At 68.8% G+C, this 21280-nt stretch carries 20 protein-coding genes; 8 read left to right on the top strand and 12 right to left on the bottom strand.

All coding sequences use genetic code 11. The features are described 5' to 3' along the window. Positions 1 to 104: 104 nt before the first annotated feature. The 6 genes from ACMGEZ_RS09480 to ACMGEZ_RS09455 form a co-directional block, all read right to left on the bottom strand. Complete coding sequence (locus tag ACMGEZ_RS09480; protein WP_436822012.1) at positions 105 to 845, bottom strand: PP2C family protein-serine/threonine phosphatase; 741 nt, start codon at positions 843 to 845, stop codon at positions 105 to 107. Further along, positions 827 to 2149: a type VI secretion system-associated FHA domain protein TagH gene (gene tagH / locus ACMGEZ_RS09475; RefSeq protein WP_436822011.1), complete on the bottom strand. Its 1323-nt coding sequence runs from the start codon at positions 2147 to 2149 to the stop codon at positions 827 to 829. Before tagH ends, ACMGEZ_RS09480 begins: the two co-directional genes overlap by 19 nt. 15 nt (positions 2150 to 2164) lie before the next feature. Next, positions 2165 to 3679 carry a serine/threonine-protein kinase gene (locus ACMGEZ_RS09470; RefSeq protein ID WP_436822010.1) on the bottom strand — a complete coding sequence of 505 codons (1515 nt, stop codon included), beginning with the start codon at positions 3677 to 3679 and terminating at the stop codon, positions 2165 to 2167. A 14-nt stretch (positions 3680 to 3693) separates the two neighbouring features. Continuing rightward, positions 3694 to 4566 (bottom strand): Tll0287-like domain-containing protein, encoded by an 873-nt coding sequence (locus ACMGEZ_RS09465; RefSeq protein WP_436822009.1) that lies wholly within the window; start codon positions 4564 to 4566, stop codon positions 3694 to 3696. A gap of 60 nt (positions 4567 to 4626) precedes the next feature. Then, complete coding sequence (locus tag ACMGEZ_RS09460; protein WP_436822008.1) at positions 4627 to 5619, bottom strand: FecR family protein; 993 nt, start codon at positions 5617 to 5619, stop codon at positions 4627 to 4629. A 96-nt stretch (positions 5620 to 5715) separates the two neighbouring features. Further along, positions 5716 to 6624, bottom strand: coding sequence for a LysR family transcriptional regulator (locus ACMGEZ_RS09455; RefSeq protein WP_436822007.1), 909 nt, complete (start codon positions 6622 to 6624; stop codon positions 5716 to 5718). Positions 6625 to 6749: 125 nt separating this feature from the next. On the opposite strand from ACMGEZ_RS09455, the gene ACMGEZ_RS09450 reads away from it, so the two are divergent. From ACMGEZ_RS09450 to ACMGEZ_RS09425, 6 genes are all read left to right on the top strand, one after another. Further along, positions 6750 to 7943, top strand: a complete 1194-nt coding sequence (locus ACMGEZ_RS09450; protein WP_436822006.1) for a PQQ-dependent sugar dehydrogenase — start codon at positions 6750 to 6752, stop codon at positions 7941 to 7943. Next, positions 7943 to 8590 (top strand): c-type cytochrome, encoded by a 648-nt coding sequence (locus ACMGEZ_RS09445; RefSeq protein ID WP_436822005.1) that lies wholly within the window; start codon positions 7943 to 7945, stop codon positions 8588 to 8590. The genes ACMGEZ_RS09450 and ACMGEZ_RS09445 overlap by 1 nt, the downstream gene beginning before the upstream one ends. Before the next feature lie 14 nt (positions 8591 to 8604). Then, entirely contained in the window at positions 8605 to 10758 is a 2154-nt protein-coding gene (locus ACMGEZ_RS09440) for a thiamine pyrophosphate-dependent enzyme (RefSeq protein WP_436822004.1), read from the top strand. A gap of 71 nt (positions 10759 to 10829) precedes the next feature. Next, positions 10830 to 12431 (top strand): indolepyruvate oxidoreductase subunit beta family protein, encoded by a 1602-nt coding sequence (locus ACMGEZ_RS09435; protein ID WP_436822003.1) that lies wholly within the window; start codon positions 10830 to 10832, stop codon positions 12429 to 12431. Between the two features lie 22 nt (positions 12432 to 12453). Next, positions 12454 to 13473 (top strand): Bug family tripartite tricarboxylate transporter substrate binding protein, encoded by a 1020-nt coding sequence (locus tag ACMGEZ_RS09430; protein WP_436822002.1) that lies wholly within the window; start codon positions 12454 to 12456, stop codon positions 13471 to 13473. A 7-nt stretch (positions 13474 to 13480) separates the two neighbouring features. Continuing rightward, positions 13481 to 13894 (top strand): acyl-CoA thioesterase, encoded by a 414-nt coding sequence (locus ACMGEZ_RS09425; protein WP_436822001.1) that lies wholly within the window; start codon positions 13481 to 13483, stop codon positions 13892 to 13894. 32 nt (positions 13895 to 13926) lie between these two features. On the opposite strand, the gene ACMGEZ_RS09420 is transcribed toward ACMGEZ_RS09425, so the two are convergent. From ACMGEZ_RS09420 to ACMGEZ_RS09410, 3 genes are all read right to left on the bottom strand, one after another. After that, positions 13927 to 15030 carry a hypothetical protein gene (locus ACMGEZ_RS09420; protein WP_436822000.1) on the bottom strand — a complete coding sequence of 368 codons (1104 nt, stop codon included), beginning with the start codon at positions 15028 to 15030 and terminating at the stop codon, positions 13927 to 13929. A gap of 38 nt (positions 15031 to 15068) precedes the next feature. After that, positions 15069 to 15599 carry a hypothetical protein gene (locus tag ACMGEZ_RS09415; protein WP_436821999.1) on the bottom strand — a complete coding sequence of 177 codons (531 nt, stop codon included), beginning with the start codon at positions 15597 to 15599 and terminating at the stop codon, positions 15069 to 15071. 362 nt (positions 15600 to 15961) lie between these two features. Further along, positions 15962 to 16381, bottom strand: a complete 420-nt coding sequence (locus ACMGEZ_RS09410) for a surface-adhesin E family protein (RefSeq protein WP_436821998.1) — start codon at positions 16379 to 16381, stop codon at positions 15962 to 15964. A gap of 203 nt (positions 16382 to 16584) precedes the next feature. On the opposite strand from ACMGEZ_RS09410, the gene ACMGEZ_RS09405 reads away from it, so the two are divergent. Together ACMGEZ_RS09405 and ACMGEZ_RS09400 are read left to right on the top strand one after the other, a co-directional pair. After that, positions 16585 to 18396, top strand: coding sequence for a tannase/feruloyl esterase family alpha/beta hydrolase (locus tag ACMGEZ_RS09405; protein WP_436821997.1), 1812 nt, complete (start codon positions 16585 to 16587; stop codon positions 18394 to 18396). A gap of 165 nt (positions 18397 to 18561) precedes the next feature. Then, positions 18562 to 18882, top strand: coding sequence for a hypothetical protein (locus ACMGEZ_RS09400; protein ID WP_436821996.1), 321 nt, complete (start codon positions 18562 to 18564; stop codon positions 18880 to 18882). Between the two features lie 21 nt (positions 18883 to 18903). Here the strand turns inward: ACMGEZ_RS09400 and ACMGEZ_RS09395 are convergent, their stop codons facing one another. Genes ACMGEZ_RS09395 through ACMGEZ_RS09385 form a run of 3 tightly spaced genes read right to left on the bottom strand, consistent with a single transcriptional unit; the run spans position 18904 to position 21277 of the window. After that, complete coding sequence (locus ACMGEZ_RS09395; protein ID WP_436821995.1) at positions 18904 to 19872, bottom strand: Bug family tripartite tricarboxylate transporter substrate binding protein; 969 nt, start codon at positions 19870 to 19872, stop codon at positions 18904 to 18906. 38 nt (positions 19873 to 19910) lie between these two features. Further along, positions 19911 to 20291 carry a VOC family protein gene (locus tag ACMGEZ_RS09390; RefSeq protein ID WP_436821994.1) on the bottom strand — a complete coding sequence of 127 codons (381 nt, stop codon included), beginning with the start codon at positions 20289 to 20291 and terminating at the stop codon, positions 19911 to 19913. Next, entirely contained in the window at positions 20288 to 21277 is a 990-nt protein-coding gene (locus ACMGEZ_RS09385; RefSeq protein WP_436821993.1) for a hydroxymethylglutaryl-CoA lyase, read from the bottom strand. The genes ACMGEZ_RS09390 and ACMGEZ_RS09385 overlap by 4 nt, the downstream gene beginning before the upstream one ends. Positions 21278 to 21280 lie beyond the last annotated feature (3 nt).

Below are 21280 nucleotides of genomic sequence, written 5' to 3'. Positions count from 1 at the left end.
ATCCTCAGCGCGCTGCGCAGGCGCCATGGCTCCAATATCTGAATGGGCACGATCGCCAAGCAGGCGCGGAAGCCGTGTGATCTGGACAGAGCCCCCCGGACGATTCAACCCGCCGCGCACCACACCGCGAGCGCCGAATAGTTGTCCTGATCGCTGCGCCCGGCTTGCTGCACACCCGCTTCAAGACGATCGAGCCAGGCTTGGACACCACTGCAGCCGGCGAGGCTGCGCGCCATCGCGAGATCGTCGAAAGCCGACCAGAGACCATCGGTGCACAGCAGCAGCGCATCGCCTGAAGCGAGCACCTGCGGAGCTTCCAGGGTCTCGAAGTCGAAGCCTTCGGGCGAGCCCAGCGCCGATGTCAACTGCCCCGATGCGGCGCCCGCCGCGCTCAGGCCGGCGTCGCGCAGGCGCTGCTCGAGGCTCTGGTCGCGCGTGCGCCCGAGCAAGCGGGCGTCGCGCCAGCGGTACAAGCGCGAGTCGCCGGCATGCGCCCAGAGCGCCGCGCCGCTCTGGAGATCGAGCAGCAGCACCACGATGGTGGTGCGCATGTCGGCCGTCAGGGTGCCGGCGACCTGCTGCGCGACGACGGCGCCGTTAGCGCCCTGCACCAGCCACTGCAGCGCGTTCACGCTGACCTCGGGGTGCAGCGCGAAGGCCTCCAGCACATGCGTCACCGCGGCGCGCGATGCCGTCTGGCCGCCGCCATGGCCGCCTGCGCCGTCGCACAAGACGGCGACCAGGGAACCCGAGCCTTCCCAATAGCCGAAGGCATCCTCGTTGCACTCGCGCTGCCCGGTCTGCGACAGCGCGGCGAGCGAGACGGTCAACGCGCGCCCGGCCATGGCGCCTCCGGCGATGTGGGGCCCGGGTCGCGACCGGTGTCGCGGCCGGCGTCAGGGCCGGCGTCGGGGTTCAGGCGCGATTGGGCCTCGTAGGCGCGCAGGAATTCGCGTCCGAAGATGGTCTGGAAGTCGTCGTCCAGGTGCTCGAGCAACTGGGCATGCTGCATGCGGTGGCGGTGCCAGAGGGCTGCGGCGCGGAACAAGGGAATTCTTGAAATGCCGTGCGCCGGGCCCTCGCCGTTCTCGGCGGCCTCGGGACCGAGCCGGGAGAAGAGTTCGAACACCGCCGCGCGCATGCCGGCCACCATCGCAACCTGGTGGACCAGCAGGTCGCGATGCGCGTCGTGCAATGCCGCCACCGGGTCGAGGAAGCCGGGGCTCGCCTCGCGCTGCAGCATTCGACTCAGCGCTTCCGTCGCATCCGGCGAGAACTTCAGGGGGTTGTTCTGGCGCGGCGCGATGCGCGTGCCCTCGGCGCGCATCTGGCGCTTCGTGATGGCGCGGCTTTGCAGCAGCGCGAGCGTGCCCTCGGCCGTGGCCCGCAGCAACGCGCCGAGGTGTTCCATCCATTCGGGCGTGAGCGGCGCCACGTCGGCGCCCAACCCGGCGCCGCGGCCGAAAGCAGCTGCGAGCTCGTGCAGTTCGGGAGGCAGGTCCGCCGGACGACGATCGCCCCTCCTCGCGACTGCCGGCGGCGGCGCTTCCGAAAGAGGCGCCGGCGCTGTCGAAGCGGCTGCCGCGCCGGCGGCCTGAGACGGCGGTGGCGGTGGCGGTGCAAGTGGCATCGAGGACGCACTGGGCAGCATCGGCGTGCCGGTGCGCACGACATGCCGGCTGGTCTGCCACGACACCACCGCGCTGGGTGCCCCTGCCTCCTCCTCCTCGGCCGCCGCTGCAAGGGCCGGCAACGGGGATCCGGCCGCGAGCGGATCGGGCGCGTCTTCCAGGTCGAACCAGCGATCCAGGCGCGAGCGCTGCACGGCCGTCGCCGCCGCGGGCTCGACGGCGAGCTCGAACCCGCCGATGCGCAAGCGGTCGCCCACCAGCAGGGCCCGTTCGCCGCCCGGGTCGAGCTGCATGCCGTTCACCCACAAGGGCGCGGTGCTGCTGATGCAGCGCACGCGCGCGCCCTGGCCGACCGCAATCACTTGGGCGTGCTGGCGCGACACCAGGCGCAGCGGGTCGGCCAGCACCAGCGCGCAATCGACGGAGCGGCCGATGGTGAGGCCCTCGGGCGGCATGGGAAGCGCCGTCGCATCGGGTTCGGTGGCGCCGGGGCGGCGGGTGACACGCAGCGCGATCACGGCGGCGTCTCCGGTTCAGCCGAGCGCGCGCCACAGGTCGGCTTGCACACGGCGAGCATCCATGCCCGGCGTGAGCTGCTCGACGACGTGGGCGACGAACTGCTCGCGGGTTTGCGACCTGGCGGCGCAGCGCTTGGCGACGACGCGCGCGATCGGCCCCAGCGATGACAGGAGCGCAGCGGCCGCCTTGTCGACGTCGCCCTCGCGCAGCGGCACGCCGATCGGCGCTTCGCCCCCGCCCTGCGTGGGGTGGACCTGCGTGCCCACCGACGGGACCGTGGTACCGGTGCGGGTGGGGGGCGCACCGGCCTTGGCCAGGAAGCGCTCGCGCGCTTCGAAATCGTCGATCGCACCCGCGACGGCCTGGCGCACTGCCCCCAGCGAGGTCAACCCACGCGCGGCGCGGCGCACCAGCACGCGCGCCACCGGGCCGACATGCTGGGCCAGCTCGCGCTCGATCTCGGCGAGGGCCGCGCTGTCCCATCCGGTGGGCACGGGGACCGACGGCGGGCTGGTGGCGGGCAGCGGCTTGGAGGGCGTCAGGGGCGTCGTCGCAGCGTCGATGGCCGGCGGCACCGATGCCGCGCCCGGCCTGGAGGGCGCGGTCGGGTCGCGTTCCTTCCCGGCCGCCGGCGTTGTCTCGACGCCCTTGAGCCGGGGTGCGAGCACGATGTCGGGCGGGAGCACATCAGGCACCGTCTCGGTGGCGAGCGCCTGCAGTGCGCTTCGCATCGCCATGGCGGTCGCATAACGCTGCGCCGGGTCCTTCGCCAGCGCCCGGTCGAGCACCGCGTCGAAGGGCTCGAGCGCGGGGTCGTTCGTCACCTCGCTCAGCGGCCTGTGCGGCTCGTAGACGATCTTGTACATGATCGCCTCGTCCGTGCCGACGAAGGGCGTCGTCCCGCTCAGCATCTGGTAGAGCAGCACGCCCGCAGAGAACACGTCGACGCGCCGGTCGACGTCGCTGTTGGTGTATTGCTCGGGGGCGATGTAGCCGGGCGAGCCGATGACGGAAGTGCCGCGCGTCAGGTTCGACGATTCGGTTCGCGCGATGCCGAAATCGGTGATCTTGAGGCGCCCGTCGTCGGCAACCAGCAGGTTCGCCGGCTTGATGTCGCGGTGCACGATGCCGCGCTCGTGGGCATAGTGCAGGCCGTCGAGCAGCTGCAGCATCAGGCACAGCACCTGCGGCACCTCGAGCTTGCGCGGCGCGTGGATGTAGTCGCGCAGGTTCCGCCCGGCGACGTACTCCATGACGATATAGGCGCGGTCGGTGTCTTCGCCGAATTGGTAGACCGGAACGATGTTGCGGTGCGTCAGCCGCCCGGCCGCCTTGGCTTCCACCCGGAAGCGCGCCACCACGCTCGGGTCGTCGTCGCTCGATTCGAGCAGGCGGCGGTGGATCGTCTTGATGGCCACGGGCCGATCGATGGCCGGGTCGTGCGCCAGGTACACCATGCCCATCGCGCCCGAGCCCACCACGCCGCGGATCGGGTAGGGGCCGACATGGGAAGGGACGGGCGCGGACATCGCAGGGGTGAACCTCAGGTCTCTAGCATCTTGATGGCGTGATCGAGGCTGTGGCGCATGCGCGCAAACGCCTGCGCCAGCATCCCGATCTCGTCATGGCCATGGGTCTTGAATTCCGGGGCGTCGAGCTCGCCCAGGCTGACGCGGTTGGCCAGCTTGGACAGTGCCGTCACCGGGCGGATGACGAGCAGGTAGAGCATCACGTTCAACACGATGCCGATCGCGACGAAGATGCCGATGAGCGAGGCCATGAACACCTTGAACGCCTGCTCGGCCCGCGCCAGCGGCACCGCCATGGGCACCGACACCACCTGCGCACCGATCACTTCGTTGAGCTGCCAGCCGAAGCCGTTGGCCGGGCCGTACTTGTCGATCAGCGTGCGCGGCGCCGCCTCGACGGTGCTGTGGCATGCCAGGCAGGCGGCGTTCGTGATGCGCAGCGGGCGGGCGATGTAGAGCGAGCGCCCGGTGCCCGATTCGCGCTCGCCGACGAACTCCTTCTTGTCGGCCTGGGTGCGGAAGCGATTCACGATGTCGGCTTCCCAGTCGGCGGCCCGGTCGCGCGGGTTGGTCGGATTCAGGGTCGCTTCCTTGTAGGTGTAGTCGGGGAAGGTCTTGGCCAGCGTCGCGAGCACTTCGGTGGCGGAATAGGCCGGCACCGTCTGGGGCAGGAAGGTGTACTTCATCTGCGTCTCGAGCAGGGGGCGGATCTGGTCGTTGGTGTAGGTGCGCACCGCCGCCGCTTTTTCCATGGTCAGGCGCGCATGGTTGAGCACTTCCTCCTTGGCATTGCTTTGCAGCAGGTCATAGGACACCTTGCCGGCGCCGAGCACTCCCGCGATGAATACCACCAGGAAGATCAGATTGAACTTGAATAGAAGGCGCATGGGGTTCTCCAGTCCTGGCTGTCAGTGACGCTGAGTTGCAGCAGGAGGCGTGACGGTTCATCAAGGTTTACCCGTCCCGCCGCCGGTACCCGCCGCGGCGGCGGCTGCGGCAGCTGCGGCGGCTTCGCGGGCGCGACGGCGCTCTGCCTCGCGGGCGCGGCGGCGCTCGGCTTCTTCGGCCAGGCGCCGCGCATAGCCTTCGGGGTCTGCATAGGGCTCCCACTCGGGGTGCCGCGGCAGCTCGGCCTTGGCCGCCGCGCGGAAGGCCGGATCGGCCGCTGCGCGTGGCCGCCACAGCGGCAGCAGCGGGAGACGCAAGGCCGGCTCGGTGCGCAGCCAGGCGGCGACGTCGGCGTAGGCGATCTCGCCGATGGGCTTGGGGGCGACGGGGCGCTTGGCAAACTGCTCGCCGCGCGCGGGCAGGCGGTCACGGAACTGGCGCGGCACCTTGGCAAGGAACTCGGGCGGCGCGCGCCGCGCGACCGTAGGCGTGGCGCCCTCGCGCCGCTGCGCGAAATCGCCGGCGGCCAGCTGCGAACTCGAAGGGGGGCTGTCGCGCAGGGTCAGCCTGGCGGTGCCGCTTTCGACGAACACCTCGTACTGCGTGCCGGTCGTGTAGACCACCGTGCTGGCGGCCTGCGCCGCGATCTCGAAGGCCGGGCTCGTGTAGTTGAAGGCGCCGCTGCTGCTGGTCTTGACCCAGCCCTGGAGCAGGTACAGCGGCGGCGCCGCCAGCCCCTTGCCCACGCGCGGCCGCAACATGAGCCGCGTCGATTCGCCGATGCCCACGAGCACGGGGCCGGGGAGCTCGACCTGCACGAAGGCGCCGGGCGCCGTCTCGATGATGTCCTGCTCCTGCAAGGCCACGCCTTCGGCGAGCGTATGGCGCGTGGTCTGCCGGATCAGCGTGGCGCCGCCTTCGACGATGCCGACGATGCTGGCCGTTTGCGCCCATGCCGGTGGCGCCGCGAGCAGGCTGGCGACGCACAGCAGGAGCAACCTGAACGATATCTTCCTGAGCCGCAAGACGTACTCCCTGCCGGCAGCTGGCATGACTGAATCCGGTTGTCAGCCGATGAGACAGCGTCGATTGTTATCCCGCGCGGTAGTCTTTGGGACTACACAAGCGATATAGAACGTCGGTACTGCTTATTCCGAGAACAGCTCCCCGATCAGGCCCCGCAGCCAGCTGTTCGCCGGGTCCGCCTCGAAGCGCTTGCTCCAGTGCAGCGAGACCGCGAAGTCGCGCAACGGGAAGGCCGGCTCGACGATGGTGTAGCCGCCCTCCTCGGCAAAGCCGCGCGCGATGTTGCGCGGCATCACCACCGCCAGGTCGGTGGCGCGCACGATGGCCGGCAGCACCATGAAGTGCTCGGTGGTCAGGCGCACCCGGTCCTCCAGGTTGAGCAGCTGAAGGATGCGCAGCGTCTCCGCATGCGTGCGCACCGCCACGTACTCCAGCTTCTGCAGCGACTCCAGCAGCGCCTGGCCGCTGCGCCGACCGCGCGTGAAGGGGTGGCCCTTGCGCAGCAGCACGATATAGCGGTCCTTCAGCAGCAGGATGCGCTGCGTGTCGCGCACCTTGGGCAGGAAGCCGAAGGCGAAGTCGACACGGCCGCTGTCGAGCGCGGGAGCGACCTCGTCGGGCGCCAACGGCAGGGTCTCCAGCCGCACGCCGGGCGCCAGCGCGCCCAGGCGTGCCATCAGCGCGGGCAGGAAGCGGCTTTCGCCGATGTCGCTCATGTGGATGCGGAAGGTCTTGCGCGAGGCAGCGGGCTCGAAGCGGTCGGACTCGTTGAGCGCCTCCTCCAGCGTGCCGAGCGCGGACTGGACCGCGGCCGCCAACCGCTCGGCGCGCGGGGTGGGCTCCACGCCGCCCGGCGCGCGGGTGAAGAGCGCGTCCTTCAGCAACAGCCGCAGGCGCCCCAGCCCATGGCTGGCAGCCGGCTGGGTGAGGCCCAGCGCATCGGCCGCCCGGCTCACGCTGCGCGCGCGGTAGACGGCGTCGAAGAGGCGCAGCAGGTTCAGGTCGATGGCGTCGATATGCATGGCATTCATATTGGATAGCACGAATATTTTATTGATGCCTGACGCCCGGGCTCGCACACTGCCAACCGGCGCCGCATGGGCACGCAAGCCTGCACGCGTCGCTCTCGGGAACTTCCAAATAAACGGAGACAACCATGCCCCAGTTCCGCCTGCATGCCACTTTCGCCGCCCTGCTCTGCGCCGCCACGGCCGCGTGGGCACAACAGCCACCCGCCGAGGAGCCGGGGTGGGCCAAGGGCCGTCCGAAGACCGAAGCTGCCCAGCGCATGGCGCCGGTGCCGGCCTTTCCGATCCCGACGGCGCCGGACAAGCTGCCCACCACCAAGTTCAAGCTGCCGCCGGGCTTCAAGGTCGAGACCTGGGCCTCGGGCGTGCTCGACGCGCGCAGCCTGCGGCAGGGGCCCGGCGACACGGTGTTCGTCAGCACGCTGTTCGTCGGCAACAAGGTCTACGCGGTCGCGCCGAAGGGCAACACGCGGGAGGTCAAGACCGTCATCGACAAGATGGAGAAGGCCACCGGCATCGAGTACCACAAGGGCAGCCTCTACCTGGCCACGCACAAGCAGATCCTGCGCTACGACAACATCGATTCCAAGCTCGACAACCCCGGCCAGCCGGCAGTGCTCTACGACAAGCTGCCCGGCGGCGAGGACCACAGCTGGAAGTTCATCCGCATCCACAAGGACAAGCTGTACTTCGCGATCGGCGCGCCCTGCAACATCTGCGATCCGGGCGAGTACGCCAAGATCTACCGCATGAACCTCGATGGCAGCGGCATGGAGACCGTGGCCAGCGGGGTGCGCAACACGGTGGGCTTCGACTTCGACCCCAAGACAGACCGGCTCTGGTTCACCGACAACGGCCGCGACTGGCTCAGCGAGGAGATTCCCAACGACGAGCTCAACGTCGTCACGGGGCCCAACCAGCACTTCGGCTATCCGTACTGCCACCAGGGCAACATCCCCGATCCGGAGTTCGGCTGGGGCAAGTCGTGCAGCGACTACCAGAAGCCCGCAGCGTTCCTCGGCCCGCACGCCGGCTCGCTGGGGCTGAAGTTCTACACCGGCAAGATGTTCCCGGCCAAGTACCAGGGCGCCATGTTCATCGCACGCCACGGCCCGTGGAACCGCACCGTCAAGTACGCCGACGTGTCCGTCGCCTGGCCCGACGGCAAGGGCGGCGCGCGGGTCGAGCCCTTCATGACCGGCTTCGTCGAGAACAACATGTACCTCGGCCGCCCGGTCGACTTCCTGGTGATGAAGGACGGCTCGCTGCTGGTGAGCGACGACCACGCGGGCGCGATCTACCGCATCAGCTACGGCAAATGATGAGGAGCGCACGCGCATTCGCATTCATCACGGCGGCGGCAGCGTGCTTCGGGCTCGCGGCGCCGGCCGGCGCCCAGGGCAGCAAGGCTGCGCCGGCCCAGGGCGGCGCGGGCGTGTACGCGCAGCGCTTCGCGCAGCTGTGCGCCTCGTGCCACGGCGCCGACGGCCGCAGCGAGATGCCGAACACGCCGGTGCTGGCGGGGCAGCATTCCTTCTATGCAATCACGCAGTTGTTCCTGTTCCGCGAGGGCCGGCGCGCCAACGAGGCGATGAGCGCAGTGGCCAAGGGCATGAAGGACGATGACATGCGCGGCTTCTCCGACTTCATCGCCACGTTGCCACCGGTGCCGGCGCCGGCACCGTCGACACCGCCCGATGCCGCGCGCATGAAGAAGGGCCAGGCCCTGGCGCAGCAACACAAGTGCGTGTTCTGCCACGGCGCCGATTTCAGCGGCGGCCAGCAGGTGCCGCGCATTGGCGGGCAGCGCGAGGACTACCTGCAGATGACGTTGCGCGAGTTCAAGGCCGGCAAGCGCGTGGGCTACACGATGGCCATGGCGGAGGCGGTAGGCCCCGTCGCGAACGAAGACCTGGACACCCTCGCCTACTACCTGGCGCGCTTCCCGGTTCAGGCCCCCACGAAGTAAACAGAGAGAAAGTCTTGGAAGTTTCATTCAGCAAGGAGATCGAGGCCCTGCGCCTCGGTGCCGGCGACACCTTTCACGGCGAGGGCATCCTCGCCATCACCAAGGGCCTGCTGCAGTCGGGCGTGGCTTACGTGGGCGGCTACCAGGGCGCGCCGGTCTCGCACCTGCTCGACGTGATGGTGCAGGCCAAGCCCTACATGGACGAGCTCGGCGTGCACGTGGAAGCCTGCTCCAACGAGGCCTCGGCCGCGGCCATGCTCGGCGCCTCCATCCACTACCCGCTACGCGGCGCGGTGACCTGGAAGTCGATCGTCGGCACCAACGTGGCGGCCGATGCGTTGTCCAACCTCTCGTCGCCGGGCGTCAAGGGCGGCGTGCTGATCGTGGTGGGCGAGGACTACGGCGAAGGCGCCAGCGTGATCCAGGAGCGCACGCATGCCTACGCGCTGAAGTCCGGCATGTGCCTGCTCGATCCGCGGCCCGAGCTGGGGCGGATGGTGGACATGGTCGAGCACGGCTTCCGCCTCTCCGAGACTTCCAACATGCCCTGCATGATGGAGCTGCGCATCCGCACCTGCCACGTGCGCGGCAGCTTCGAATGTCGGGACAACCTGCCGCCCGCGATCTCCACCCGCGCGCTGATGGAGGAGCCGGCCGGCTTCGACTACATGCGGCTCGCGCATCCGCCGGTGACCTTCCGCCACGAGAAGCTCAAGGGCGAGGAGCGCATTCCCGCCGCGCGGCGCTACATCGCCGAGCAGGGCCTGAACGAGCTGGTGCCCGGCAAGCACGAGGACCTGGGCCTGATCGTGCAGGGCGGCCTGTACAACGCGCTGATCCGCGGCCTGCAGCAGCTGGGTCTGGCCGATGCCTTCGGCGCCACCGACATTCCGCTGCTGGTGCTCAACGTCACCTACCCGCTGGTGCCCGAGCAGGTCGCCGACTTCTGCGTGGGCAAGCGCGCGGTGCTGGTGGTGGAGGAAGGCCAGCCCGAGTACATCGAGCAGGAGATCGCCACCCTGCTGCGCCGGCGCGACATCCAGACGCCGCTGCACGGCTGCGACCTGCTGCCCGCAGCGGGCGAGTACGGCGTCGAAGTGCTGGCCGCCGGCCTGGCGCAGTTCGCGCAGCGCTACCTGCCGCAGCATGCGCAGGACTCGGCGCAGGCCTGGCTCGCGGGCAACCGGGATCGCCGCGCCGCGGTGGCAACGAAGCTGGAGGCGCCGCTGCCGGCGCGCCCGCCGAGCTTCTGCATCGGCTGCCCCGAGCGGCCGGTGTTCGCGGCGCTCAAGCTGGCGCAGCAGGACAGCGGGCCGGTGCACATTGCCGCCGACATCGGCTGCCACGCCTTCGGCACCTTCGAACCCTTCTCGATGGGCCACTCGATCCTGGGCTACGGCATGAGCCTGGCGAGCCGCGCAGGCGTGTCGCCGATGATGCAGCGCAGGGCGCTGTCGATCATGGGCGACGGCGGCTTCTGGCACAACGGGCTGCTCACCGGTGTGCAGAGTGCGCTCTTCAACGGCGACGACGCGGTGCTGCTGATCTTCAAGAACGGCTACACCTCGGCCACCGGCACGCAGGACATCATCTCCACGCCGGACGACGAGGTGAAGGAACGCGCGGTCGACAAGCAGCAGAGCCTGGTCGACAAGAACAACACCATCGAGTCGACCCTGAAAGGCCTGGGCGTGCAGTGGCTGCGCACCGTGCACACCTACCACGTCGACAAGATGCGCGCCACGCTCAACGAGGCCTTCACGACCGACTTCAACGGGCTCAAGGTGATCGTGGCAGAGGGCGAATGCCAGCTGGAGCGGCAGCGCCGCATCAAGCCGTGGATCGCCGGCCTGCTGAAGAAGGGCGAGCGCGTGGTGCGGGTGAAGTACGGCGTGGACGAGGACGTGTGCAACGGCGACCACGCCTGCATCCGGCTGTCGGGCTGCCCCACGCTCACGATCAAGGACAACCCGGACCCGCTGAAGGTCGACCCCGTGGCGGTGGTGATCGACGGCTGCGTGGGCTGCGGACTGTGCGGTGCCAACGCGCATGCGGCCACCTTGTGTCCGAGCTTCTATCGGGCCGAGGTGGTGCAGAACCCGAAGTGGCACGAGCGGCTGATGCATTCGCTGCGGGGGGCGGTCGTGCGCGCGTTGCAGCCTGCTTGAGGCTTCCGGAGACCCTGCAAAGGCCACCGCTGTTCTGCGGATGCTGCGCCACGAATGAATTGGCTGACACGATGAATATCCATACGACACAACCGATCACCCTGCTGGTCTGCGCGCTTGGCGGCGAAGGGGGAGGGGTGCTCACCGAATGGCTGGTGGAGACGGCTCGGCACGCCGGCTATGCCGCGCAGAGCACGTCCATTCCCGGGGTGGCGCAGCGCACCGGGGCCACGACCTACTACATCGAGGTGTTCCCGGTGCCGCTGGCCGAACTCGGCGGACGGCGGCCGGTGTTCAGCCTGAGCCCGGTGCCGGGGGCCCTGGATGCGATCGTCTCGTCCGAGCTGCTCGAGACGGCGCGCCAGATCGGCAACGGCATGAGCGCGCCCGCACGCACGCTGGTCATCAGCTCCTCGGGGCGCACATTGACGACGGCCGAGCGAATGACGCTGGGCGACGGACGCGCCGACAGCGAGCGGCTGCTGGAGGTGATCAAGGCCTTCAGCCGCGAGCACCACGTGTTCGACATGGGGACGATGGCGCGCGAGGCCGGCACGGTGGTCAGCGCGGTGATGCTGGGTGCGGTCGCGGGCAGCGGGCTGTTCCCGTTTCCGCGCGAGGTCTACGAGCACGTGGTGCGCGGCGGCAGCGCGCCCGAGCAGGCAGGCAAGATGGCCGCAGCCAGCCTGCGCGGCTTCGCGCTGGCCTTCGAGACCGTGCACACGCCCCGCGAGCAGGCCGCGATGGTGAGCCGGCTGCTCGCCACGACCGCGCAGGACGAGCCCGCGTCGCACGCGCTGCCGCACTCGGTCGCGCAGCTGTTCCCGCCGCAGGTGCAGGGCCTGCTGGCGCTGGGCCATGCACGCGTGCTCGACTACCAGGACGCGTCCTACGCCCGGCTCTACATCGAGCGGCTGCAGCAGGTGCTGGCGGCCGAGCGCGCGGCCGACCCGGCCGGTGCCCACGGCTACGCGATCACCCACGAGATGGCGCGCTGGCTCGCGCTGTGGATGGCTTTCGACGACATCGTTCGGGTGGCCGAGCTCAAGAGCCGCCGAAGCCGCGCGGCGCGCGTGCGGCGCGAGGTGCGCGCCGGGGACGAGGACATCGTCAAGGTCTACGACCACTTCAAGCCGGGCACGCCCGAGTTCGCGGCGCTGCTGCCGGCTTCCATCGCCCATCGCCTGACCGCCTGGGACCGGCGCCGCAAGGCACCCTGGGCCTTGCCGCTGAAGGTCGGCAGCCACTCGGTCTTCGGCATGGCCTCGCTGCGGATGCTGGCCTCGCTGCGCTGGCTGCGCCGGCGCGGCAGCCGCTTCGCCGAGGAGCAGGCGCTGATCGAGCGCTGGCTCGCGGCCGTGCTGCAGGGCACGCGCGGCGACTGGCGGCTGGGCCATGAGATCGCGCTGTGCGGCCGGCTCATCAAGGGCTACGGCAGCACCAACGAGCGCGGCAAGCAGAACCTGCTGCATGTAGTCAGCCACCTGGCCGAGCTGCCCGGCGCTTCCGCCGCGGCACGCGCCGATGCCATCGCTGCGGCACGCGAGGCGGCGCTGGCCGACGATGCCGGCAAGGCGCTCGACGCGGCGCTGGTGCGGCACGGCGCGCCGGCGCGGCCGGTCGTGGCGCAGCCGATCCGCTGGATGAAGCGCCGGCCCGCGAGCAGCCCATGAACAACAGAGAAGGAGACCGCCGATGACAACAAGACCCGAAAGCCGCCGCCCTGCCCCGCTGCGCCGCGCGCTGCTCGCCCTGGTGCTGGGGGGTGCCGCGACGCTGCTGCCCTCCGCGCATGCGCAAGGCACGCAAGGCCAGGGCAACTGGCCCGCCAAGCCCATCAAGGTGGTGGTGAACTTCCCGCCGGGCGGCGCGGCCGACACGATCGCGCGCGCGATCTCGCAGCCGCTGCAGGACGCCCTGGGCCAGCCGGTGCTGATCGAGAACCGCGGCGGCGCCAACGGCAACATCGGCGGCGAGAACGTGGCGCGCGCGCAGCCCGACGGCTACACGCTGCTGATGAGTTCGGGCGGCATGGTGTCGGTGAATCCGCACCTGTACCCGAAGATGTCCTTCGACCCCACCAAGGACCTGGTACCCGTGGCCGCGGCAGCGCGCGTGCTGGTGTTCCTGGTGACCAGGCCCTCGCTGCCGCCCGAGAACATCAAGGACTTCATCGCCTACGTGAAGGAGCGCCCCGGCAAGCTCTCCTATGGCTCGCCCGGCACCGGCAGCTCGCCGCACCTGGCCGGCGAGATGTTCAAGAGCCAGGCTGGCCTGTACGCGGTGCACGTGCCCTACCGCGGCGCGGCGCCTGCCCTGCAGGACCTGCTGGCCGGCCAGCTCGACTTCTACTTCGACCCGGGCATCGGCCTGACCCACGTGCGCGCGGGCAAGCTGCGCTTGCTGGCGGTGGGCAGCCCCAAGCGGTCGCCGCAGTTCCCGGATGTGCCGACGCTCGACGAGGCGGGTCTCAAGGGCTTCGATGCGGACACGGTGTTCGGCTTTTACGCCCCCGCGCGCACGCCGCCCGAGATCGTGAACCGGCTCAACAGCGAGATCAACCGCATCCTGGCGACGCCGGCCGTGAAGGAGCGCATCGCCAACCTGGGCGGCGAGCCCGTGCCGGGCACGCCCGCGGCCTTCCAGGAGCGCGTGATGGCCGATTCGGCGCGCTTCGGTGCCATCATCCGAGAACGCAAGATCCTGGCGGACTGATCATCGAATGAGCGAAAAAGTCGTCTACACCGTCCGCGTCGAATTCGGCGACTGCGACCCGGCAGGCATCGTCTGGTTTCCCAATTTCTTCCGCTGGATCGATGCGGCCTCGCGCCACTTCTTCGCCGAGCGCGGCGTGCCGCGCTGGGAAGAGACGGCGCAGACGCTGGGCGTGATCGGCACGCCGCTGGTCGACACCCACACGCGTTTCGTCAAGAGCGCAAGCTACGGCGACACGCTGGCGATCGCGGTGGCGATCCCCGAGTGGCGCGACAAGAGCTTCCTGCAGACCTACCGCGTCAAGCGCGGCGAGGACTTGATCCTCGAGTGTGAGGAGGTGCGCATCTTCGCTGCGAAGCGCGAGGGCGGCGGCATCCGCGCTGTGCCGATCCCGCCGGAGATCCGGCGGCTCTGCGAGTAGGCAAGAGCCACCTGCTTGCGGCCTGCCCCCTGCTACCAGGGGTTCTGTGCTGTCCAGTTTCCGAGAGTGACTTCGCCGACCGGTCCCTGCGCACCCGTTGCCGTCGGGTCGTTCCAACGTACCTTGAGCGAACACGGGCCGTTGGGATCGAACCAATCGAGAAAGGGTGGCCGACCGCCTGGGCTGCCAAGCAGGTAGGGGGGCCGCCACCACATGTTGTACAGGTACTTGGTGGAGAAGGCGAGCAGCAGTTCGGACAGTGCCTGCCAAGCAACAGGACAAGCGGGGCGAGGCGCCTGCTCGTCGCAGGGTTCTATGCCACCAAACGGGCCGAACCAGTCCCAATGACCGATGCGTTGCAGGGCGGCCTGATGCTTTGGAATCGCCAGGGAGTTCCACAATCCTGCGAGATAGGAAGCATTGAGGAAGTCGTCCGTGCCGGCCACCATCAGCGTCGGCACGTGGGCACCGATGAGCGCCTGGATGGCGGCGTTCTCGTCCCATGATCCGGCGATCGAAGCAATGGTCTTGACCTGCACCACCTTTCCTCGCGCTGCTACTCGGGCTGCGGCTCGTGCTCCCCAGGAATGGCCCACTAGGCCGAGGCTGGTGGGAGGACCGAGGAACGCCCCCACCTCGAAACCGACGCCTGCGCCGAGGACGAACGAACGGCCGCCGGTCGAATAGGAACCTTGCTTCGCTTTCATGGCCTGGGCTGTCATCACATCCGGGTCCATATAGAAGACGGGAGGCCGATGCAAGACGCGGCGGTGGGGCCAAGTCTTTCGTGCCCAAGCTATGGCCGTCTCCAGGCGGACTGCCGTTCGTTCCGAGTCGGAGATCACATCATGGACCGCCGGCGAAAGGACGACGAAACCGCAACGGGCCAGAAGGTGGAGCACTGCACCCCACTTCTTGTAGTCTTCGCTCCGGTCGGCGGGGCAAAGGTGAGGCTCAAAGCTGCGGTCCCCGTGAGCAAAGGCTATAAGCGGATAGATGCCTTCGCGGACGGCGACATCGCGCACTTCCTCCTCCTCCGAGGGATAGTAGATCCTCGCGCCGAAAGTGCCACCACCGTTCTCGGGAATGGTCACGTCATTGAGACCGTAAAGGACGGGGTTGTAGTACAGGCTCATTTCGTACCCTCCTGTGCAGCAGGACCCGCGACCCCAGGCTATCCCGTGCGAGCAGCCTTCGCGTCGAGTTGATTCATGAAACTGTGCACACCGGAGAAGCGGGCCTCGGAGAGCCACGCCTGATGACCGTGCTCGTTTCCGAACCACAGACCTTTGCGCGCAAAGAGAGAAAACAGCCGCGAGCCACTCAGCGGAACGGCGGCGTCGTCGTAGAGCAGTGCGATCACCGACTCGAGGCGCCAGGCGTCGTCGTCCCTCTGCCGCCCGTAAGCTTGCTTTCGCACGTAGAGGTATTGAATGCTGGCGAGATCGACCGGGAGCAGCGCAGGGTCGTTGGGCTCGCCGGGGGCCGATCGGTCCGATCGAATCAGCGGGAATCCAAAGCCCGGGTCCACTCCCAGCAGGTAAAAATCGTTGGCCCCGCGGTCGAAGTCTTCGTGATCTTTCGAAGACAGCGGGAACTCTCGCCCGCCGGCGTTGCCCCACATCCCGATATAAATCTCATCGTCGGTTCCGGCATCTTCCGAATCGAAGGTGTGCAGGTTGACAAGCATTCCCAGGATTGCCATTTGGATTCCCTCTGATGATTCGATGGTCAGAGCCAGACCCCGCGGCTTTCCGCTGGAGGAAACACCCGAATCCGATAGCGTTGGAGGTTACTCCGATTGCGATCCAGGCGATCGCGAAACCTACGCAATGTTGTTGAGCCTCGCCAAGCTGCGGTCCAGCGGGAGGTAACCCAGGCCGAGATCCTGCAGGGTGCTTACGCGCTCGAGCACGTCGTGAGCGATGCGCTGCGGCGATGCGCTTCTCCTTTTCGGAACGGCCATTGCCGGCAATGGTGGCGCGCCGTGCGTTCGCGCGGCGGCGGCCGGTGCCCTGGGGGCAGGTCGGACGACTTCGCGGCTCGGCAACGGCCGGGTGCAGGCGGCTATTGCGCCGTGCCGTGGCAGGCCGCGCGGATGATGCGGTCGGTGGGATTGGGCGCCATGTCGAGGAAGCGCATCGGCCGCGGGTTGTTCGAATAGTCGGTCGTCTTGTGCGCCTCGCCCTGCCACAGCGGCGCCATGTAGAAGCGCGCGAAGCGGTACTCGGCCTTTTTCGCGCGGCAATCGAAGGCGACGCGGGCCTCGTAGGAACGGTAGGGCACGCCCTCCCAGTTCGCGCGATCCTGCGATCGGCTCACGCGCAGATTCATCGTCCTGCGCTCGCCCGCGGCCGTGACCGCGACCGGATCGACCTGGACCGTGTCGGCCGCAGGGTCGTCCGGACTACCCGCGACCGTGAACCATGCGGCTCCGGCCGCCACGCCGGCAGACAGCAGACCGAAGCACCCCAACCACCATCTCACGCCAGGCACCTTCCAGGAGAAACCCGCGATTCTAGTGAGAGCCACGGGCGCTGTAGGCCGCCGCCGCCCGGTAGTCGGCGGCACGTCCTACTTGGTGCGGCCCGCACGGGATGCATGACCCTCTGGCGCCCAGCCGCGCGGCCGCGGGAAGCAGCCAGGGCAAGGGGGACATCATGCGTGCAGACTGCTGGACGGATAGATGGATGAAGACACGGGCCTGCGCGGCCTGCATCGCGGCGGCAGCCGCACTTGCGGCCTGCGGTGGTGGCGGCGGCGGACATGGCGGCGGCGTCGTGGTCCCGCCTCCTCCGGGCCAGGCCAAACTGAGCTGCGACGACTCGATCAAGAGCGGCTTCAAGCCGGATGCCGACACCAGCGTGCTGCTGGTCAAGTCCTTCCGGACCGGCGATCCGCTGCTGCTGACGGGCACGCCCACGCCATCCACGCCCACTGCGACGACCGACGTCTGCGTCGTGAAGCTGCTGGTGGGCCCGGGCAACTCCGGCCCCGCGGACGCGTCCTCGACCTCGGCCGGCATCGGCATCGAAGTCTGGCTGCCCAGCGAAGCCAAGTGGAACCGCCGGGTGCATGTGAAGGGCGGCGATGGCTGGGCCGGCGGGGTGCACACTTCGCTGACGGCGCTGGCCGGCGTCACCGGCGGCAGCGCGGGCTCGCCGGCACAGACCGCCATGGTGGAAGGCGCGGTCTCGGCCAGCACCGACACCGGGCACGCCAACACCGCCAACGGCGGCTCCTTCGCGATGAGGCCCGACGGCACCGTCAACGGTCCGCTGTGGAACGACTTCGCCCAGCGCGGCATCCACGAGATGGCGGTCAAGACGAAGGCGCTGGCCACCGCCTTCTACGGCTCCGCGCCGAGGTTCTCCTACTGGAACGGCTTCGCCACCGGCGGGCGGCAAGGCCACATGGAGGCGCAGGCGAACCCGGCCGACTTCGACGGCATCCTGGCGGGCGCGCCGGCCATCAACTGGACGAAATTCATCACCGCCGAGCTGTACCCGCAGATCGTCTACCAGCGCGACCTGGCCGGCGTGCCGCTCACGGCGGCCCAGCTGACGCTGATGGGCAATGCCGCCATCAACGCTTGCGACGTGGTGAACAACCAGCACCTGGGCTACATCCCCGATCCCTCGCAATGCCGCTACGACCCGCAGCTGGATGTCTCCGTGCTGTGCCCGAGCAGCGGCGGCACGGGGCCGGCCGGCAGTTGCGTCACCTCTGCGCAGGCGCTGGCGATGAACAAGATCTGGTACGGCCAGACCAGCGACGGCTCCGTGCCGTCGCCCGCCGAGGACAACGGCTTCGCGACCACGCCGGCCACAGCGGCCAACCAGCGCTGGTACGGGCTGACGCGTGGCACCAACCCCACGGGGCTGGCCGGGCCCACGCCCTTCACCATCGCGACCGACATGGTGGCGCTGGAACTGCAGGACCCGACCTGGGCCACGCCCTCCTTCATCAATGCGACCGGCAATGGCGCGAACCGGTGGAGGAACCTGTCCTATGCGGACCTTTCCAACGCCTTCGATCAGGGCATTGCGCTGCAGCCCGCCTTTGCCAACATCAACACCGACGATCCTGACATCGACCGCTTCGCCGCGCGAGGCGGCAAGATGCTGGTCTATCACGGCCTCGCCGATACGCTGATCCCGCCGCAGGGCACCGTGAACTACTACACGCGCCTGGCGTCGCGGGTCGGCGGCGATGTGGTGGCGCGCAATTTCTACCGGCTGTTCCTCGTCCCGGGCATGGGCCACGGCTTCAGCAATGGCACCACCAACCCGGCCGCCAATCCGCCGCTGCCGACCAATGCGCAGCTTTACCTGGCGCTGACGCTGTGGGTGGAAGAAGGCAATTCACCCGAGCGCATCGACATCTCGGCGCCGGCTACCGGCAGCGCGCCGGCCAGTTCGCGGCCCATCTGCATGTATCCGACCAAGGCCACGCTCAGCGGCGGGGATCCGCGGGTGGCGAGCTCGTACGTCTGCTCCTGAGGGGTTTCCCGCCGCGCCTGCGGCCTATGGGGGGCGAATTGTTGCGCCCGGTGGCGACTAATGCCACAGTTCGGTGGCCTTCTCCTCTGCGGCGAGTGCCTGCCTACCAATTTTTGCGCGACGATTGCAGCCATCACAGCAACAGCACGCCCTGCGAGCACTTTCATGGCCAAGACCACCGCCGCGCAATCGCCCGCCACCGCCACCCGGCGCGCTCCGAGGCTGGTTTTCCGTCCGGCCGATGCGCGCCGTCCGTTCCGCCGTGGTGACCTGGCCCTCCATGCCGGCTCGATCGTCGTGATCTGCATGTCGGAGCATGACAACGGCGACCTCGATGCCGAGCTGCCGGTGCGCACCACGCGCGGTGTCGTCGGCAATGCGCGCCCAAGAAGCCTGCGGCTGCTGGCCGGCGTGGACACCCAGGAGTTCGGCCCCGGCTACCACGACCTGCTGAAGTTCATCGCCGACGCCGCGGCAGCTCGCTGATTCGCGCAACGGCGGCGCCGATCAATCGGCCTTGATGTCGGCCGCCTTGATCACTTTCGACCACTTCACCAGTTCCTGATCGACGAACTTACCCAGCGTCGGCGGGTCCATGTAGACGGCGAACGCCCCCTGGTCGTCCACCTTCTTGCGGAAGCTCTCGCTCTCGACGATCTTGCGGATCTCGGCACTGAGCTTGCTCACCACCTCCGGCGGCGTCTTCGCCGGGGCGAACACCGCGAACCACGAATCCACCTCGTAGCCCGCCAGCCCGGCCTCGGCCGAAGTCGGCACATTGGGCATCGACGGATGGCGCTGGGTGCCGGTATAGGCCAGTGCCTTGAGCTTGCCGCTCGCGATGTGGCCGATCACCGAGGGCGGCGTGGTGATGAACATGTCGACGTTGCCCGCGATCAGGTCGTTGATCGCCGGGCCGGAGCCCTTGTAGGGCACGTGGGTCATCGGCTGCTTCGCCTGGCGCGACAGCAGCTCGCCGGCGATGTGCTGGATCGAGCCGTTGCCGGACGAGGCGTAGTTGAGGCCGCCGTCGCCCTTCTTCTTGCCGTATTCGATCAGCTCCTTCATCGAGTTCACCGGCAGCTTGCCGCTGACCGCCACCACGTGCGGCGCGCGCATCACCAGCGCGACCGGCACGAAGTCCTTGGTCGGGTTCCACTTGATCTGCTGGAACAGCGCCGGGTTGCCCACGTGGTAGCCCGAGTACTGCATGAGCAGCGTGTAGCCATCAGGCGCGGCGCGGGCCACGGCCTCGGTGCCGATGTTGCCGCTGGCACCGGGCTTGTTGTCGACCACCACCGGCTGGCCGAGTGCACGCGACAGCGGGTCACCGACCATGCGCGCCATGATGTCGGTGGAACCGGCGGGCGCGGTCGGGACGATGAAGGTGATAGGCTTCGAGGGCCAGTTGTCGGCATGCGAGGCCATCACGGCGAATGCGGCGCAGGCCGCGAACAGGCGGGGGGCGAGTTTCATGTCTGTCTCCTTGTGTCAATACGAATGGGGTGTGCTGCTCAGGCTTTCAATTCCGAGATCTCGATGAGATTGAGATCCGGGTCGCGCACGTAAACCGAGCGGATGCGCGAGACCGCGCCGGTGCGCAGCACGGGGCCCTCGATGATGGGCACCTGCTTCTCGGCAAGGCGCGCGATCACCTGGTCGAGCGGCACGGCGGCGATGAAGCACAGGTCCAGCGCGCCGGGCACCGGGAGCTGCGCCTTGGGCTCGAACTCGTGGCCCTTCACGTGCAGGTTGATCTTCTGGTTGCCGAAGCGGAAAGCCTTGCGACCCTGGCCGAAGGTCTCGAGCGTCATGCCCATGACCTCGACGTAGAAGCGCACGCAGGCGGCCTCGTCGGCGGTGGTGAGCACCAGGTGGTCCAGGTGGTCGATCATGTCTGCAGCTCCTTTGTGCCCTTGTCTCGCGCCTTCGCACGCTCGACGATTTCTGCGAAATCGGCCGGCGGTGCGTGGCGGGTGAGCCGATGGCCGGCGCGAGAGACCTGGGCCGGCAGCGCGTGCTGCACCAGCGCTTGGAGCTGTGCCGCCGCGCCGACCAGGCCGTCGAGGTCCATGCCGGTGTCGTAGCCCATGCACTGCAGCATGTGGACCACGTCCTCGGTCGCCACGTTGCCGGTCGCGCCGGGCGCGTACGGGCAGCCGCCGATGCCGCCCAGCGACATGTCGAGGCGGCGCACGCCCGACTCGACCGCCGCCACCGTGTTGACCAGGCCCATGGCGCGCGTGTTGTGGAAATGCGCGGTGAAGTCCAGCGCCGGAAAACGCGCGAGCGCACCCGCGCAGACCTGCTGCACCTGGGTGGGATACGCCATGCCCGTGGTGTCGCACAGCGTGATGCCGGCGACACCCTGCTCGGCGAAGCGGTCGATCCAGCCCAGCACGCCATCGAGCGGCACCTCGCCTTCCATCGGACAGCCGAACACGCAGGACAGCGAGACGTTCACCGGCACCTTTGCCTGGCGCGCCAGCGCGATCACCTCGGCGAGCTGCGCGAACGACTGCGCGCGGGTCATGCGCAGGTTGGCCAGGTTGTGGGTCTCGCTGGCCGACATCACGACGTTGAACTCGTCGACGCGGCTGTCGAGCGCGCGCTCGCCGCCGCGCAGGTTGGGCACCAGTGCGGTGTAGACCACGCCGGGGCGGCGCGCGATGCGGCCCATGACCTCTTCGCCGTCCCGCAGGGCCGGGATGGCCTTGGGCGATGTGAAGGAGGTCACCTCGATCTTCGCGTAGCCGAGGCCGCTCAGGCGATCGACCAGCGCGATCTTGTCCTCGGTGGGAATGAAGCGGCTTTCCATCTGGAAGCCGTCTCGGGTGGCCACCTCGTTGATGTGCAGGCGCGTGCCATTGCCGGTGTTCATGTC

It is taken from the genome of Variovorax stachyos, from assembly GCF_051400855.1.
Taxonomy (GTDB): Bacteria; Pseudomonadota; Gammaproteobacteria; order Burkholderiales; family Burkholderiaceae_C; genus Variovorax.
The sequence above is the reverse complement of the archived record's forward strand: the minus strand, read 5'-3'. Positions and strand labels throughout refer to the sequence as shown.